This is a genomic window from Actimicrobium sp. CCI2.3, from assembly GCF_035019065.1.
GTDB lineage: Bacteria > Pseudomonadota > Gammaproteobacteria > Burkholderiales > Burkholderiaceae_D > Actimicrobium.
Window position 1 is genome coordinate 62,488 of sequence record NZ_JASJWR010000014.1, and the last position, 16,972, is coordinate 79,459.

Annotated in this window: 15 protein-coding genes; 13 read left to right on the forward strand and 2 right to left on the reverse strand. The window is 59.7% G+C overall.

Annotation, left to right across the window (positions count from 1 at the left end; genetic code table 11):
* Positions 1-70: 70 nt before the first annotated feature.
* From QN370_RS09865 to QN370_RS09875, 3 genes are all read left to right on the forward strand, one after another.
* On the forward strand, positions 71-1,510 hold the full coding sequence (locus QN370_RS09865) for an alkaline phosphatase (RefSeq protein WP_322126299.1): 1,440 nt from the start codon (positions 71-73) through the stop codon (positions 1,508-1,510).
* Positions 1,511-1,529: 19 nt separating this feature from the next.
* Entirely contained in the window at positions 1,530-2,951 is a 1,422-nt protein-coding gene (locus tag QN370_RS09870; protein ID WP_322127199.1) for an alkaline phosphatase, read from the forward strand.
* A gap of 63 nt (positions 2,952-3,014) precedes the next feature.
* Positions 3,015-3,707, forward strand: coding sequence for a hypothetical protein (locus QN370_RS09875; RefSeq protein ID WP_322126300.1), 693 nt, complete (start codon positions 3,015-3,017; stop codon positions 3,705-3,707).
* 93 nt (positions 3,708-3,800) lie between these two features.
* On the opposite strand, the gene QN370_RS09880 is transcribed toward QN370_RS09875, so the two are convergent.
* On the reverse strand, positions 3,801-4,175 hold the full coding sequence (locus QN370_RS09880; protein WP_322126301.1) for an SWIB/MDM2 domain-containing protein: 375 nt from the start codon (positions 4,173-4,175) through the stop codon (positions 3,801-3,803).
* 243 nt (positions 4,176-4,418) lie between these two features.
* Positions 4,419-5,792 (reverse strand): signal recognition particle protein, encoded by a 1,374-nt coding sequence (gene ffh / locus QN370_RS09885; RefSeq protein WP_322126302.1) that lies wholly within the window; start codon positions 5,790-5,792, stop codon positions 4,419-4,421.
* 265 nt (positions 5,793-6,057) lie between these two features.
* Here ffh and QN370_RS09890 point away from each other — a divergent pair, with 265 nt between their 5' ends.
* The 10 genes from QN370_RS09890 to ampD all read left to right on the forward strand — a co-directional run bounded on the left by QN370_RS09890 (position 6,058) and on the right by ampD (position 16,747).
* On the forward strand, positions 6,058-7,035 hold the full coding sequence (locus tag QN370_RS09890; protein ID WP_322126303.1) for an ABC transporter substrate-binding protein: 978 nt from the start codon (positions 6,058-6,060) through the stop codon (positions 7,033-7,035).
* A 10-nt stretch (positions 7,036-7,045) separates the two neighbouring features.
* Entirely contained in the window at positions 7,046-7,867 is an 822-nt protein-coding gene (locus QN370_RS09895; protein ID WP_322126304.1) for an ABC transporter permease, read from the forward strand.
* Between the two features lies 1 nt (position 7,868).
* A complete protein-coding gene (locus QN370_RS09900) occupies positions 7,869-8,666 on the forward strand; it encodes an ABC transporter ATP-binding protein (RefSeq protein ID WP_323581715.1) in 798 nt (265 codons plus the stop codon).
* On the forward strand, positions 8,666-10,486 hold the full coding sequence (locus QN370_RS09905) for a sensor histidine kinase (protein ID WP_322126305.1): 1,821 nt from the start codon (positions 8,666-8,668) through the stop codon (positions 10,484-10,486). The genes QN370_RS09900 and QN370_RS09905 overlap by 1 nt, the downstream gene beginning before the upstream one ends.
* A 1-nt stretch (position 10,487) precedes the next feature.
* Positions 10,488-11,846 carry a sigma-54 dependent transcriptional regulator gene (locus QN370_RS09910; RefSeq protein ID WP_322126306.1) on the forward strand — a complete coding sequence of 453 codons (1,359 nt, stop codon included), beginning with the start codon at positions 10,488-10,490 and terminating at the stop codon, positions 11,844-11,846.
* A gap of 93 nt (positions 11,847-11,939) precedes the next feature.
* Entirely contained in the window at positions 11,940-12,758 is an 819-nt protein-coding gene (locus QN370_RS09915; protein ID WP_322126307.1) for a cytochrome C assembly family protein, read from the forward strand.
* Positions 12,755-13,000, forward strand: coding sequence for a PP0621 family protein (locus QN370_RS09920; RefSeq protein ID WP_322126308.1), 246 nt, complete (start codon positions 12,755-12,757; stop codon positions 12,998-13,000). The genes QN370_RS09915 and QN370_RS09920 overlap by 4 nt, the downstream gene beginning before the upstream one ends.
* Positions 13,000-14,688 carry a sensor histidine kinase gene (locus QN370_RS09925; protein WP_322126309.1) on the forward strand — a complete coding sequence of 563 codons (1,689 nt, stop codon included), beginning with the start codon at positions 13,000-13,002 and terminating at the stop codon, positions 14,686-14,688. Before QN370_RS09920 ends, QN370_RS09925 begins: the two co-directional genes overlap by 1 nt.
* Before the next feature lie 12 nt (positions 14,689-14,700).
* Entirely contained in the window at positions 14,701-16,125 is a 1,425-nt protein-coding gene (locus QN370_RS09930; protein ID WP_322126310.1) for a sigma-54 dependent transcriptional regulator, read from the forward strand.
* Positions 16,112-16,747, forward strand: coding sequence for a 1,6-anhydro-N-acetylmuramyl-L-alanine amidase AmpD (gene ampD, locus QN370_RS09935; protein ID WP_322126311.1), 636 nt, complete (start codon positions 16,112-16,114; stop codon positions 16,745-16,747). Before QN370_RS09930 ends, ampD begins: the two co-directional genes overlap by 14 nt.
* The last annotated feature ends 225 nt before the right edge of the window (positions 16,748-16,972 follow it).

The following is a 16,972-nucleotide window of genomic DNA, read 5'->3' on the forward strand; positions in this document are numbered from 1 at the left end:
GGTCTTGTCCGATCGTCATCAAGCTGTCACGCGCGCTACATAAACTCCTGATTTTTAACAGGAGTGAACCATGCGCATTCGTTTGATTGGCTTGCTGATTTCCTCGGCTTGCGGGCTTGCCGCCTGCGGAACGTCGGTAACATCCACTGTCGCCCCCCCTAAAAACGTGATTCTTTTTCTTGGCGACGGGTATGGCATGGTGCCAATGACTGCCGCGCGCATTTATGCAGTGGGCGAAGATGGCGAACTGACCATCGACCAGTTTCCGGAAACCGCATTCGTCAAAACCTATTCGAATGATGCGCAAGTTACCGACAGCGCACCGTCGATGGCGGCTTACATGACGGGTGTCAAAACCAATAATGAAGTGATTTCGTCGAGTGCCGATACACATCCGACCGATGCCAACGGTAAAGCCTACCTGAGCGGTGCCGACAGTACCTGCCCGACTACGGGCAACGGGTCGTCCGTGACGACCTTGCTCGAACTGGCCAAAGCCGCCGGTCGTGGCACTGCCGTTGTTACTACAACCCGCGTCACGCATGCCACCCCCGCAGCAACTTACGCGCACGTCTGTCACCGCGATGCGGAGAACACGATTGCCGCGCAACTGGTTCCAGGCGGTGCCGGCTACAACGCCGCACTCGGCGCTGACGGCGTGGATGTGGTTCTTGGCGGCGGCTGGCAAAATTTCCTGCCCAAAGGCGCGGCAACCGGTTCGGCACGTAGCGATACGCGCGACCTGACTGCTGAAATGACAGCCAAGGGATATACCTACATTACCGACAAGGCCGGCCTTGATGGCGTGCCGACCACCACCACGAAATTGCTGGGACTGTTCACGGCAAGCCACATGAATTTCGACCTCGATCGCGATCCGGCCAAAGAACCTAGTCTGGCCCAGATGGCTGGCAAGGCGCTCGACATCGTCTCGAAAAACCAGAAGGGTTATTTCCTGATGGTCGAGGGCGGACGGATCGACCAGGCCCTGCACCCGACACTGGCGCGCAAGGCGCTGCAGGATGCCAAGGCTTTCGACGACGCGATCAACGCCACCATCGCCAAGGTACGCCTGACCGATCCGACGCTGGCCAACACACTGATCATCGTCACAGCCGACCATGATCACACGATGGTCATGAATGGCTACGCAGCATTGACCGGCAAAACGACCGATGCCAATCCCGGCATCCTCGGTTTGATGCGCGCTTACACCGATCCGAGCAAGCCAGCCAAGGATATTGACGGAAAGCCTTTCACCACGCTGGTGTTTGGTAATGGCGAAAATCGCGTGCAAGCCAATCGCAGCACGATGGCGGACCTGACCGACGCGCTGGTCTACGACAAAAACTACCATCAGGAAGCAGCGGTGCGCGTGCCTGCCGGCAGCGAAACGCATGGCGGTGCCGATGTCTTCCTTGGAGCGATGGGCCTCGGTGCCGACACGTTCCATGGCACGCTCGACAACACACAGGTCTTCACGCTGATGAAATCAGCGGCCGGACTTTGATCACGACATCACGGAGAACATCAACATGATCAAGAAACTGGTACTCAGCGCGACTGCCGCAAGTGTCGCCGCAAGCTTGGCTGTCGTCTTTGCTGCCCCGGCCATGGCCGCTGGCGAAGCCAAGAACGTGATTTTTTTCCTCGGTGACGGCATGGGTCCGGTCACCAAGACCGCCGCACGCATTTACAAATACAACGAAGCAGGCTCGCTGGGCATGGACACGATGCCGTACACCGCCCGCGTCAAGACCTACTCGCTGGATGCGCAAACGACTGACAGTGCACCGTCGATGGCGGCTTACATGACCGGTGTCAAGGAACGCAACGACGTCATTTCGATGAGTGGCGATACGATTGCGGTGGCACCTTCCAAGGATAGTGCTACCGGTGTCTCGAATGCGGTCACCAATTGCGCGGCCACCGGCAACGGAACGGCTGTCATGACGCTGACCGAATACGCGATTGCCCAGGGCAAGGCCACCGGCACCGTCACCACGGCGCGGTTGACACATGCCACACCGGCGGCGACTTACGCCCATTCTTGCCATCGCGACGCCGAGTATGAAATCGCCCGTCAGGCAATACCGGGCGGTAGCGGTTTCAATACAAAGCTGGGTGCAGGTCTGGATGTGATGATGGGCGGGATCAGTTATTACTGGCGTCCGTATGTGGCAGTCACCACGCCACGTGGACGGCCAGATGGTCGCGATCTGGTGGCGGAGTTGCAAGGCAAGGGCTACACCTTTGCCAGTGATCTGGCCAGCATGAATGCGGCACCGACCACGCCAGGCAGCAAGCTCATCGCGCTGTTCGACCAGGCGCTGGTCCAAGGTCATATGTCGTACGACGCGGACCGTAATCCGGCACTGGAGCCGAGCCTGGCGCAGATGACCACCAAGGCCATCGAATTACTTTCGAAGAATTCAAAGGGGTATTTCCTGATGGTCGAAGGCGGTCGTATTGACCACGCACTCCACGCTACCAATGCCCGCCGTGCGCTCGTCGACACCATTGCCTTTGATGATGCGATCAAGGCTGCGCTGGCGACGGTCGACCTGACCAACACGCTCATTGTTGTCACCGCCGACCACGACCATACGATGGCTTTTAACGGCTATGGCAAACGTGGCACGCCTATCCTCGGCAACAACATCAGCTACCAGACGGGCAAGCTGAGTCTCGATGCCGATGGCGTACCGTACTCGACGCTGGTATTTGGCAATGGACCCAATCGCAAGGATACCCGCGTGACAGTTGACACCAGCGTCGTCGAAGGTCTCGATTACCAGCAAGAATCGGTCATCCGGACCTCCAATGGTGGCGAGAGTCATGGCGGTGGCGATGTCCAGTTGTATGGTGCCGGTGCCGGAGCCAAGATATTCAAGGGAACGATCGATAACACCAAGGTATTTTCGCTGGTCAAGAGCGCTGCCGGCCTGTAATCGCGGTCGCAGTTCGATGGTGGCAGCGCTCTGCGCTGCCACTTTTTTCTATTTTGGAATCCAATGAAAATTTTTTCCGTAACACTGTTACTGCTGACTGCGACGATGACGGTGTATGCAGCACCGGCAGCACCGGCAACAGAATTGCCACCACTCGATGCCACCGTGACCTACGACAGCAAGTTCGTGTCGCATGCCGGCGTCACCGAAACACGTCAGTTCACCAATATCCTGATTCGTCGTCCCGGCCATGTCTGGATGGAGCGCATCTTGCCGGCACAAGCGCAGGAGCACGCCGAGGAACATGGCGGCCACAAGCACTTTGATTTTGAAACATCGACCCAGCACCTCACGCGTACCGCCACAGGTGCGATTCGCGCCGAGTATGTGGATCGCGGTCAGCGCCGTGTCGTCTTTGTGCCGCCGACCGAATACAGCGTCAGCGGTTTTGATGGTTCATGGGATAACGCGGCGGCGATGGTGTCGGAAAAAACCGTCAAGGCCATGGCGCTGTCAAAACGTGTCACGACCGTCGTTGATACCGAGTGGCGGGAAGAGTCGCGCAATGGCTGGTACAACCGGGTGCTCTGGTCGAATCGGGAGAAGATTGCGCTGGTCGTGGAGTCAGGCAAAACCGATGGCAGCACGACGCGCAGGACCGTGCTCGCACTGCGGCCGGCGACTCCCGATGCGGCATTGCCGTGGAAGCAGCTCGGTAGTTATGCCCAAATGGAGTACGACGACTTCATGGACTAATAGCCGATCGGCGACAGCCGGATGTCCGGAAATGAAAACGCCCGCTGCTTGCGGGCGTTTCGCTATCCGTGGTGCCAACGCACACCGGGCAATTTATTTCAGATGATCGGAGATCAGTTTGGTCATTTCAAACATCGAGACTTGTTTTTTGCCACCAAATACAGCGACCAGCTTGGCGTCACCATTGATCATGCGTTTGTTGGCGTCATCCTGCAGGGCATTTTTCTTGATGTATTCCCATACTTTCTTGGTCACTTCGGTCCGTGGTAGCGGATCGGCACCGACAACGGCAGCCAGGACTGCCGACGGCGTCATCGGCTTCATGAAAGCAGCATTCGGTTTGCGCGCAACAACCGGTTTGGCGGCGGCGGGGGCCTTGGTTGCGGCTTTTTTTACGGCGGCTTTGGCCGGCGCTGCCTTGATTGCTGTCGCCGGTTCAGCGGCTGCGGGTTTTTTTGCTGTTGCCATCTTCAAAGCTCCTTCACGAATTTTTCGGTCGATGCGCCGTTTCACGCAGCGCTTATAGTGGTGGGGATTTTCCGGTCACGCAAGCATTTTTTGAGTCTTTGTAGCGCACTTGTTTGCATGTATTCACAGTGGAAATCCTTGTCCAGCGCCACTTCCCTGCCAATTCGATCGTACCTTTGCCGCGGTCTTGCCGCTGTCCTGCCGGTGCAAGTCGGGTGACCGCAAGTTGACTTCCTGCTGGCTTCAGCGCATTCCGCCGCCTGGCATCATGCCTTTCATGCTGCGCATCATTTTCATCATCCCGCCACCTTTGAGCTTTTTCATCATGGTCTGCATCTGGTCGAATTGCGCCAGCATGCGATTGACTTCCTGCACCTGCACGCCAGCGCCGTTGGCGATACGGCGCTTGCGGGTCGCCTTGATGATTTCCGGCTTGGCGCGTTCCTGTTTGGTCATCGAGTTGATGATGCCTTCCATGCGACGTACCTGCTTGTCGGCATTGCCCATGTTGGCACCGGCAGCGGCTTGCTGGAATTGCGCCGGCAGCTTGTCCATCATGCTGGCCATGCCGCCCATTTTTTTCATTTGTCCGAGTTGGGCCTTGAAGTCGTTCAGGTCGAAGCGTCCGCCCGATTTGATCTTCTGTGCCATATCCTGCGCGGCCGCCATGTCGACGCCTTTTTGCGCTTCTTCGACCAGCGCCAGGATGTCGCCCATACCGAGGATGCGGTTGGCCATCCGTTGCGGATCGAAGGCTTCGAGACCGTCGAGTTTTTCGGCCGTGCCGGCGAACTTGATTGGCTTGCCAGTGATGTGGCGCACCGACAGTGCCGCACCGCCGCGAGCATCGCCATCAAGCTTGGTCAGGACGATGCCGGTCAGCGGCAACGTGTCGTTGAAGGCCTTGGCGGTATTGATCGCATCCTGGCCCAGCATCGCGTCGACCACGAACAGCGTTTCGATCGGCTTGACGGCGGCATGCAGCGCCGCGATCTCGGCCATCATCTCGGCATCAATACCTAGCCGACCGGCGGTGTCGATGATCAGCACATCGTGATAGTGGCGCTTGGCAAAGTCGAGTGCTGCCAGCGCAATATCGACCGGCTTGTCAGTGGTCAGTGACGGAAAGAAGTCGGCACCGACTTGCGCCGTGACCGTCTGCAACTGCCCGATTGCGGCCGGACGATAGACGTCGGCCGACACGGTCAGGACTTTTTTCTTGTGCTTTTCTTTGAGGAATTTGGCCAGCTTGCCGACGGTGGTGGTCTTGCCGGCACCTTGCAGACCGGCCATCAGGATCACGGCCGGTGGCTGCGTCGCAAAACTCAGCAGTGAGGCTTCGGGACCAAGGTCGCCGCCCATCATTGCCGCCAGTTCGCGCTGCACCACGCCCACCAGTGCCTGACCTGGTGACAGCGAACCGATGACTTCCTCGCCCATCGCCTTGGTCTTGACCTTGGCAATGAAGTCGCGCACCGCCGGCAGGGCGACGTCGGCTTCGAGCAGCGCCAGGCGCACTTCGCGCAGCATCTCGGCAGTATTGGTTTCCGTCAGGCGGGCTTCGCCGCGCATGGTCTTGACGACCTTGGCAAGGCGTTGGGTCAGATTGTCTAGCATCGGAGGGCGATCGAAAAAAGAGTGCGGTGAAAGGGCGCGGCATGTCGCGCGGGTTGACCGCATTTTACCCGATGCGACTGGCGCATCGATAGCCATTGGCTGCGCGAAAATCCGGACTGCTGCGGCGGCAGGTGTGCGGATTCCCGCTCAAACCCGCTGGCTTACCGTATTCTTCTGACGGTCACACAACGCTTGCGCCGAGAATCACCGCGCTGGCACGAAGTCTGCATTGTGCACAATACAATTCAATCAACAGGAGACCAGCATGTCCAAAAAAATATTCCCGCAACTGTGCTTTGCCGTTGCCATTGCCGGTACGGCGATGTCGGCTCAGGCGCAAGAAGTGATCCGTCTTGGCAATCTGAAACTCGCGCATTTTGGTGCCGTGTCCTACATCAAGGAAATCGCGCCGCAGTGTGGCATCAAGATTGAAGAGCGCACCTTCGCCAAAGGCCTCGACGTGATGCAGGCCATCATCGCCGGTGAACTCGATGTCGGTGCCACCGCATCCGAAGCGGCTATCGCCGGTCGCGCCAATGGCACGCCGATCTACATCGTGGCCGGTTTCGCCAAGGGCGGTGCGCAGCTGGTCGCCCGTCCGGATGCCGGCATCAAGTCGGTCAAGGACTTGAAGGGCAAGAAAGTCGGCGTCACCCGTGGCGGTATCCAGGAAGTCTTGCTGGCGGCCGAACTGGGCCAGAATGGGTTGACTTCGTCGGATTCACCGGGCAAGGATGTACAGCTGATCTATCTGGCTTATCCCGACCTGAACCAGGCGCTGCTGGGCAAGAACCTCGACGCCATCATGCAGACCGAACCGCAGTCGTCACAGGCGATCAACAAGGGTTTCGGTGTCGGCGTGATGAAGCCGTATGACACGCCCATCGGCGAGCCGGTGCGCACGCTGGTCATGACCGAGAAGTTCTACAAGGAAAACCGCCCTGCCGCCGAGAAGTTCATGCGCTGTTTCGTGCAGGCGACCAAGACCTTCATCGACACCAAGGGCGCGGCCGAAAAGTATGTGACCGAAACCATCTTCAAGGGTCAGATCAGCAAGGAAGATTTCAATGACGCGATCGGCAATTCGCCGTACTCGTTCGACATCACGCCCGAGCATATCCAGACCACCACCGACATCATGTTCAAGTACGGCGTCGGTCGCATGTCCAAGCCGCCGGTAGCCAAGGATTTTGTCAAGACCGACTTGCTCGATCTGGCCAAAAAATCCCTGAACGTCAAGTAAGGATCGCGTCATGGCAAATTTCAACTGGCGTCAAGCCGGCACCGGGGTGATCGTCCCCGTTGTTGCCATCGCCATCTGGCAAACTTTTTCGTCGATGGGCTGGGTCAATGCGCTGGTGTTGCCGTCGCCGTATGCGGTGCTGCACAAGTGGTTCGAGTATCTGCTGCCGCTGACGCCGTACTCGGCGGACTCCGGCAGTTGGCTCAAATGGGCGTTCTCCGGTGAGCTCCTCATCGACACGTTCAACAGCATGTACCGGGTTGTGGTCGGCTTTCTGGTGGGTGCCGGTCTGGCCTTGCCGCTGGGCTTGTCGATGGGTGCGAGCAAGCGGGTCTACGCCTGGCTCAATCCGCTGATGCAGGTGCTGCGGCCGATTCCACCGATCGCGTATATCCCGCTGTCGATCTTGTGGTTCGGTCTGGGCAATCCGCCGGCGGTGTTTCTGATCGCCATCGGCGCGTTCTTCCCGGTGCTCATCAACACGATTGCCGGCGTGCGCAATGTCGACAGCATTTATCTGCGTGCTGCGCGCAATCTGGGTGCCAGTCAGAGCACGCTGTTCCTGCGCGTGATGTTGCCGGCATCCGTGCCGTACATCCTGTCGGGCGTGCGGATCGGCATTGGTACGGCCTTCATCGTCGTCATCGTGGCAGAAATGATCGCCGTCAATAACGGTCTGGGTTTCCGCATCCTCGAAGCGCGCGAGTACTTCTGGTCCGACAAGATCATTGCCGGCATGATCAGTATTGGCATGCTGGGTCTGGTCATCGATCTGGCCGTAACACGCCTGAACAATCATTTGCTGCGCTGGCATCGTGGTCTGGAGAATTGAAATGAGTGCATCCCCTATCAGCATTACCGGCGTCAACAAGATCTTTACAACCGTCGATCACGACGTCATCGCGCTGCAAAACATCAACCTCGAGATTCCGAGCGGTCAGTTCGTCTGCCTGCTGGGGCCATCCGGTTGCGGCAAGTCGACCTTGCTCAACGCGGTCGCCGGCTTTGCGCTGCCGACTTCGGGCAGCATCGTCACCGGCGACACCGCCGTGACCGGGCCGGGTCCGGATCGCGGCATGGTGTTTCAGGAGTACGCGCTATTCCCGTGGATGACGGTCGCAGAAAATGTCGCCTTCGGTCTTGAAATCAAGGGCATGGGCAAAGCCGACATCGACGTGCGCGTGCGGGCCCTGCTGGAGACGCTGGGCCTGAAGGATTTTGGTAGCCGCTTCCCGAAAGACCTGTCCGGCGGCATGCGCCAGCGCGTGGCCATCGCCCGTGTGCTGGCGCTGGATTCGCCCATCATGCTGATGGACGAGCCGTTTGGTGCGCTCGATTCCCTGACCCGGCGCACATTGCAAGATGAGTTGCTGCGCATCTGGGCCGAGCTGAAAAAAACCATCCTGTTCGTCACCCACAGCATCGAGGAAGCCATCTATCTGGCCGATCGCATCGTCGTGATGACGTACCGGCCGGGTACGGTCAAGCGCGACATCCTGGTCGACTTGCCGCGCCTGCGCGATCCGTCGTCCGCCGAATTCAATGCCCTCAAGCGTGAACTTGGCCAGCTGGTGATGGAAGAGCAGCAACGCCATCAGCATGATGAAATCAGGATGGCTGCGGTCGATTAATGCGTGCGCTGTCAACCCGGCACCGGTTGCTGCTGGCTGTCGCCGGTGCGCTGGTGCTGGTCGGCCTGACCTATTGGCTCGCTGCGCGGATGGTGCGCAGCGAGATGGACCAGCAGAGCGAACGGCAGTTGCAGGTCATCGGGCTGGACTTGCAATCGATGCTCGAAAAATTCGAGACGCTGCCTTTTTCGCTGTCGGTCCATCCGGACATGGCAACGGCATTGCAGCAGCCCGCCAACGCAGCAGCCGTCGCACATGCCAATCAGACTCTGCAAACCGTCCAGCGCCAGGCTCGTGTTGCTGCCATCTACCTGATGGATCCGCAAGGATTGACTATCGCGGCAAGCAACTGGAACGACTCCCAAAATTACATTGGCCGCAACTTCGCTTTCCGGCCGTATTTTCGTGATGCGATCAATGGCCATGCCGGGCGCTTTTACGGGATCGGCAGCACGACCAGCGAGCCGGGATATTTCATTGCCCAGCCGGTCCATGCAAGCGGGCAGGGTGTGTCGGAGGGCGCACCGCTGGGTGTGCTGGCCGTCAAGATCAGTCTCGATGAAGTCGAGCGCACCTGGCAAACCAGTGAAGAACCGATCGTGCTGGCCGACAAGGATGGCGTGGTCTTCCTCGGCAACCGGCCCGCCTGGAAATATCGCAGTCTGGCTCCGATCGATGCGACGGCACGCGAAAAAATCAACGCGACGCTGCAGTATGTCGGCAAAACCATCACGCCGATCGCCAGCTTGCCGGCCTCCAGTCGCAACGGTTACGACGCCTCGGTGAAGCGTCCGGTCGGTCGGCTGGGCTGGCAACTGCGCCTGTTTCCGGCGCAATCACGCATTACGCGGGCGGCGCTGTTGTGGTCCGGCGCGATGACGCTGGTGTTGTTGAGCGTGATGCTGTCGTTATGGGCGCGTCATCAGCGTCGTCGCAGAATGGAAGAACGACAGGCGTCGCGGCACGCGCTGCAGCAGGCTGCCAAAGAACTCGACCGGCAAATCGCCGTGCGCACCGGCGAGCTAACGCAAGCAAACCGCGACCTCGGTGACAAGTACGCCCGCCTCGAACATGCCGAACGCCTGTTACGCACGACCCAGGACGAACTGGTGCAAGCCGGCAAACTGGCGATGCTGGGCCAGATGGCCGCCGGTGTCACCCATGAACTGAACCAGCCGCTGGCGGCGATCCGTGCCTTTGCCGACAATGCGGTGACCTTTCTGGAGCGTGGCCAGCCGGTTCAGGCCAGTGCCAACCTGTCGCACATCAGCGCGGCCAGCGCGCGCATGGGCATCATCATCGGCCAGCTCAAGGCCTTTGCTCGCAAGAGTCACGGGAGCGTCGCGGTAGTCGAACTGACGCCGTCGGTGCATGCCTCGGCATTGCTGCTGCAAGCCGAATATGACCGGCTCGGCGTGGTGCTGCAAATCGATATTGCCGAGTCACTGCAGATTACCGGTGACGCAGTACGTACCGAGCAAGTGCTGATCAACTTGTTGCGTAATGCGCTCGATGCGGTCGAGGAGGCCGAGGAAGCAGCACAGCAGCGTCGGGTAGCGCTGAGCGTGATGCGTGACGGCGACCACGCGCTGATCCGTGTGCGCGATTCCGGTCCGGGCATTCCCGACGAGGTCGCGGCACAACTGTTTGCGCCTTTTTTCACGACCAAACCCAGCGGCAAGGGACTCGGACTCGGGCTGGCGATTTCATCGTCGATCGTGCAGGCGATGCGCGGACAATTGTCGGCGCATAACTTGTCCGAAGGAGGCGCCGAATTCCAGTTGCGTTTGCCTCTGTATTCACCGATAGCGAAAAATTGACATGACCGCACAAATCACATCGCCAATGACCTCGCATCACGTCGTACTGGTCGAAGACGAAGCGACGCTGCGCCTGGCCACGGGTCAGACGCTGGAACTGGGCGGCTTTACCGTGGCGGCGTGTGCCAGTGCCGAACAGGCCGAGGGGTTGCTTGATCGTGATTATCCCGGTGTGCTGGTCACCGATGTACGCTTGCCGGGGCGCTCCGGTTTGCAATTGCTGGCGCAGGTCATGGCCATTGATGCCGATTTGCCGGTGGTACTGGTGACAGGCCACGGTGATGTCGAGATGGCCGTCGAGGCGATGCGCGCCGGTGCCTATGACTTTATTGAAAAGCCGTTTGCGTCCGAACGGTTGCTGGCGACCGTGCGACGGGCGCAAGAAAAGCGTGATCTGGTGCTGGCCAACCGGCGCTGGCAAGCGGCGTGGTTGCAGCAACCCGATGTGCCGCCGCTGCTCGGGCAATCGGCTGCAATCGAACGGGTCCGTACGCTGGTCGCCTCGCTCGGCCCGGCCTCGGTCGATGTCCTGATCAATGGTCAGACCGGCAGCGGCAAGGAAGTGGTGGCGCGCCAGTTGCACGCGGCCAGTGGGCGCAAGGGGCATTTTGTGGCCATTAATTGTGGCGCGTTGCCGGAGTCGGTCTTCGAGTCCGAGATGTTCGGCCACGAAGCCGGTGCCTTCACGAGCGCGCAAAAGCGCCGTATCGGCAAGCTCGAATATGCCGACGGCGGCACGCTGTTTCTCGATGAAATCGAGAGCATGCCGCTGAACTTGCAAGTTAAGTTGTTGCGCGTGCTGCAGGAGCGCAAGCTCGAACGGCTAGGCGGCAACGATCCGGTACCGTTCGATTGCCGCGTCATTGCCGCCAGCAAGGTCGACCTGTTGCAGCTCAGCGCCAGCGGCGCTTTTCGGGAAGACCTGTATTACCGCATCAGCGTGGTCAGCATCGGTTTGCCGCAGTTATCACAGCGCCGCGAGGATATCCCGCTGTTGCTGGCGCATTTTGTCCAGGCTGCGGCCTTGCGGCAGCAACGGCCGCTGCCGACCTGGCGTGCCGCGCAGATGGTGCGCTGGCAATCGCGCGACTGGCCTGGCAATGTGCGTGAATTGCGCAATGTGGCTGAACGACTGGTGCTCGGAATCGACGATGACAGCACCGTGGTTGCAGATGACGAGGCCGGCAGCCATCACCTGACTGCGTTGCTCGATGCCTATGAAAGCATGCTGATCACAGCGGCACTGCAGGCGACCGGTGCCAGCGTCACGCTGGCGGCAGAGCGTCTCGGGGTTCCCAGAAAAACGCTGTACGACAAACTGAAAAAGCACCGGATCACGGCGGGCCGTCTGGCCGACTGAATGACGTCAGGGCGGTGTCGAGGTGATAACGCCTGCATCAATGAACCAGTGTCGAGGGCGCGATATCAGCCCGGCTTGGTGTAAACTCGACAGATGCAAAATTACCTATTCCTTGTCGCTGCCGTCCTGTACGCGGTCTGCGCTTTCTTGCCAATACGCTTGCGCCTGCTTATCTCCATCGGCCTGGCACTGGGCTGGACCCTGCATGGGCTTGCACTCTGGTCTGATGTGGTGGTCGCGGAGTCCCTGCGATTGGGCTTTGCGCAGATGCTGTCGGCCGCGATGTGGATTTCGGTTGCCGTGTACTGGGGCGAGAACCGCAACATGGGACTCGACAGCATGCGTGTGCTGATGTTGCCGGTGGCTGCGGTGGCGGTACTGCTACCGATTATTTTTCCCGGCAGCCTGATGTCGCTGCAAGACAAGACCGCGCTGTTTCCGTGGCATGTTGCGATCGCGCTGCTGGCCTACAGCACGCTGACGACCGCTGCTTTTCATGCGGTATTGATGGCGGTACAGGAGTCGCATCTCCATTCGCGCCGTGTGTTGCTCAACGAGGGCAATAGCGGCTGGTACGCCGCCGCCATAGCGCGTCTGCCAGCGCTGCTGACAATGGAAAAAATGCTGTTCCGACTGATCGGTATCGGATTCTTCTTGCTGACGCTGACGGTCGTGTCGGGCCTGCTGTTCTCCGAGCAGTTGTTTGGCAAGGCCCTGACCTGGGATCACAAGACCATCTTCACGCTGCTGTCATGGGTCCTGTTTGGCGCTCTTCTGGCCGGGCGATACTGGCGCGGCTGGCGCGGCAAGACGGCGCTGACCTTTACGCTCACCGGATTCGTGACGCTGCTGCTGGCCTATGTCGGTAGCCGCTTTGTGCTCGAAGTCGTATTGCACAGGGGGCTGGCATGAGGTTCCTGGCCTGGTTGATACTCGCCGTGCTCGTGATTTATGTCGTGCGCAAAAAAATGACCGCGGCGATGCGGCCACCGCCACCGGCATCACCGGAACAGGCGCGCCGGTCGGTCGAAGGCGAAGCGATGATCAGTTGTGCCCATTGCGGCATCTACATTCCTGCGTCCGAAGCGTTGGCCGGACCCCATGACCAGTTGTATTGCAGTCCGGAGCACCGCGCTCTTCACGTGTCGTCCTGATGCTGCGCTGGCGCACTCACCGTCTCACGCTGATGCCGGACGAGGTGGGCGATCCGGTCGTGGATGCCGGTACCAGCGGTTCGCTGTGGCGGACATTGCAAGCGTTCAACTTGTCGCGGTTCGTGATTGCGCTGTTGCTGATGGTTTTCCTGGGGGCGGTCGAAATGCGCCGGTCCGGTGGCGACGAGGCGATTCCGTACCTGCAATTATGCAGTGTCTACCTGTTCGCTTCGGTGGCTTTCTGGGTGCTGGCAATACGCTCGCGCGAGCGCTTCCTGTTGCAATTGTCGAGCCAGATCGGCGTCGATATCGTCATCATTGCCACCCTGTTCGTGCTGGCCGGCGGTGCCCACAGCGGACTGGCGATCCTGTTCCTGTTTCCGCTGGCAGGCGGCGCGATTCTCGCCCCGCTCATCCTGGCGCTATTCTTCACCTCGGTGGTGGCGCTGGTACTGCTGTTCGACAGCGTCTGGCAATCGCTGCGGATGACGCCGGACGTATCGTTTTCCACGGCAGGGTTGTATGGGATGGGATTCTTCGCCGTCGCGTTGCTGCTCAACCGACTGGCCTCAAAGCTGATCAAGCAGGAAGATCTCGCCACGCAGCGCGGACAGGCATTGCAATTGCAGGAGGCGATCAATGTGCTGATCATCGCCGACATGGGCGACGGCATCCTGGTCCTCGAAAAAGATAGCACGATCGTCACTGGTAATCCGGCTGCGCAAGCGATGCTTGGCGTCGCGCTCGATGAGGATGGATCACCGGTGCGTCTGGTCGACAGTGCACTGCTGTCTCCCATCGCCGAGGCCTGGCTCGCATGGTCCAGGCGCCTGCCTGATGACGAGGCGTTCGCCATTTACGTGATGCTCAAGCCAGCTGGCCGGCGCGACCTGTCGGCCCATTTGAAGTTGCGTTTTACCACGGTGCACGCGCCCGGCCTGGATGCGGAACGCACCGTGATTTTCCTGCAGGACGTCACCGAAATCGAAAATCGGGCGCAGGAGTTGAAGCTGGCATCCATGGGACGCCTGACCGCCAGCATTGCCCATGAAGTACGCAACCCGCTGTCGGCGATTTCGCATGCCGCATCCTTGCTCGAAGAGGATGCGCCCGACCCGACCCAGGTCCGGTTGCTGGCAATTATCGAAGACAATGTGGCGCGGCTCAACCGCATGATCGAAGACATCCTCAAGCTCTCACGCAAGGCGCAACCGCTGGGTGAGCCGCTGTTGCTGTCGGCTTTTTTTGCCGACCTGTTGCCCGAGTTCAGGGACCTCCATCGCTTGCCGGAGCCGGTCATTGTCGTCACTGGTGCAACAGATTGCCGGGTACGTTTCGATCCGCTGCACTTGCGCGAAGTCGTCCTGAACCTGTTGTCGAATGCATTGCGTTACGCCAGCGGAGGCAGCGGCAGTATTTGCCTGGAGGTCATCGCGATCACTGCCCACCGCATCGAACTGCATGTGCAGGATGACGGTGTGCCGATTACACCTTCGATACGGGCGCATCTGTTCGAGCCGTTTTACACGACGTCGAGCAAAGGCACCGGACTGGGTCTTTACCTGGCCAGGGAACTGTGTCTCAATAACGAAGCCATGCTCGATTACGAATACCGCCAGGGGTTGGGCGATCATCCCGAACCAAGCGGACGCTTCGTGATTACCTTTGCCACCGCCACCATTTTTTAACGGAAATTCCTGATGAGTTCACCCCGCATTCTGGTCATCGACGATGAAGCTGACCTGCGCGAATTGCTGGAAATTACGCTACTCAAGATGGGACTCGATGTGGACAGCGCCGAGACGCTGGCGCAGGCACGGGCTTGTCTGGCGCAGCACGACTATGCGCTGGTACTGACGGACATGCGCTTGCGGGACGGGCTGGGTATCGAATTGGTTCACGAAATCAGCGCGTCAGCGCGACCGATACCGATTGCCGTCATCACCGCGTTCGGTAGCGCCGACAATGCGGTCACGGCGCTCAAGGCGGGCGCGTTCGATTATCTGTCGAAGCCGATCCGCGTGGAGCAATTGCGTCAAGTCGTGCATTCGGCGTTACGTATTGACGAGGCCGATACGCCAGCGGTCAGCGCAGCGGGTCCGTTGTTGCGGCTGGTCGGCGAGTCCGCTGCCATGCAGGATGTCCGGGCCCAGATCGTGCGGCTGGCGCGCAGCATGGCACCGGTGGCGATCACCGGCGAGTCCGGTAGCGGCAAGGAATTGGCGGCGCGCGATATCCACAGCCAGAGCGCGCGGGCGGGCAAAGCCTTCGTTGCCGTCAATTGCGGTGCGATCCCGGAAGCACTCATGGAAGCCGAATTTTTCGGTTATCGCAAGGGTGCGTTCACCGGCGCGGCCGAAGACCGTGACGGTTTTTTTCAGGCGGCCAGCGGCGGTACCTTGCTGCTCGATGAAGTCGCCGACCTGCCACTGGCAATGCAAGTGAAGTTGTTGCGGGCGATTCAGGAACGACGTGTGCGCAAGGTCGGGGCGACCACCGAAGAACCCGTTGATGTGCGCCTGATCAGTGCCACGCATCAGAATCTGGCCGACTGGGTCGAGCAAGGCAAGTTCAGGCAAGACCTGTATTACCGCCTCAATGTGATCGAATTGCGCCTGCCGCCATTGCGCGAGCGGCGCGACGATGTCGGTTTGCTGGCCGGCGTGATCCTGCAGCGACTCGCCGGTACGGACACCGTGACCGTGTTGTCGCCGGAAGCACTGGTGGCCTTGCAGGGCTGCACTTTTCCGGGCAACGTGCGCGAACTCGAAAACATCCTCGAACGGGCGATGGCGTTCGCCAGCGATCACCTCATCGAAGTGGCCGATCTGGCGCTGCGCCAGACCGTGCCGGTGCTGGTCCCTATACCGGTACCGGCAGCCGAGCCGCTGGCGGAGTCTGCCAGCGTTGTCGCTCCGGTCGATGAGATGGCAGCGGAGAAGTCAATAACGGAAGCGTTACCGGCGTCGCTGCCCGACCATCTTGATGAGGTCGAACGCGACATCATCCGTCGGGCGCTGGCACGCACCCACTTCAACCGGACCCAGGCTGCCGAATTGCTCGGCATCAGTTTCCGGCAACTGCGTTACCGGATGCAGCGGCTCGATATCCATGGCCCTGAATAAGCCGGTCAACGGACCGTTGCAGATCGACGCGGACGGCTGGTGTCCGCAAGCGCAGCAACTGCGTTCGCCCAACTGCGATGCGCGTGGTGCCGGTAGCGTCATCGATGTGCTCGTGATCCACAACATCAGCTTGCCGCCGCAGCAGTATGGCGGTCCGTACATCGCGCAACTGTTCACCAATACGCTAGACTTCGACGCCGACCCGTACTTCGATCAGTTGCGCGCATTGCGCGTATCGAGCCATTTCGTGATCCGTCGCGATGGCAGCTTGCAGCAGTTCGTGTCGACCTTGCAGCGTGCCTGGCACGCCGGCCTGTCGCAACTGGGCGACCGCAGTCGCTGCAATGATTTTTCGATCGGCATCGAGCTTGAAGGCTGTGATGTCGAGCCTTTCTCTGATCGTCAATATGCCTGTCTGTGTCAGCTGAGCCACGCGCTGCATCAGGTGCATCCGCTTTACGCCGTGACAGGTCACCAGCATATTGCGCCCGGTCGCAAAACTGATCCCGGACCGTGTTTCGACTGGTCACGCTACCACGCACAGTGGAGCGCCGGCGTGCCCGGTGACGCGGCGACTGCTCTGCCGCTTTTTGTCACGGTCGAGCAAAAAACGCAACCATAAAAATTTCTTTTTTCATCCATTTAAATATTGCGACAAGCATTCTGGCGAACTAGAATTAGTCAAAATCAGTAGGGCTTCACTAGATATAGTCATATACAATGGCGAGCTTGGTATTTCTCCCTAATGGTTTGTTCGTTAAATGGACCGGCTCGCCAAGCCGGATCAGGACCGTGGATCGTCACATTTTCAGCGCCAGCCTGCTGCTGCCGTGGCTATCAGAGCCGG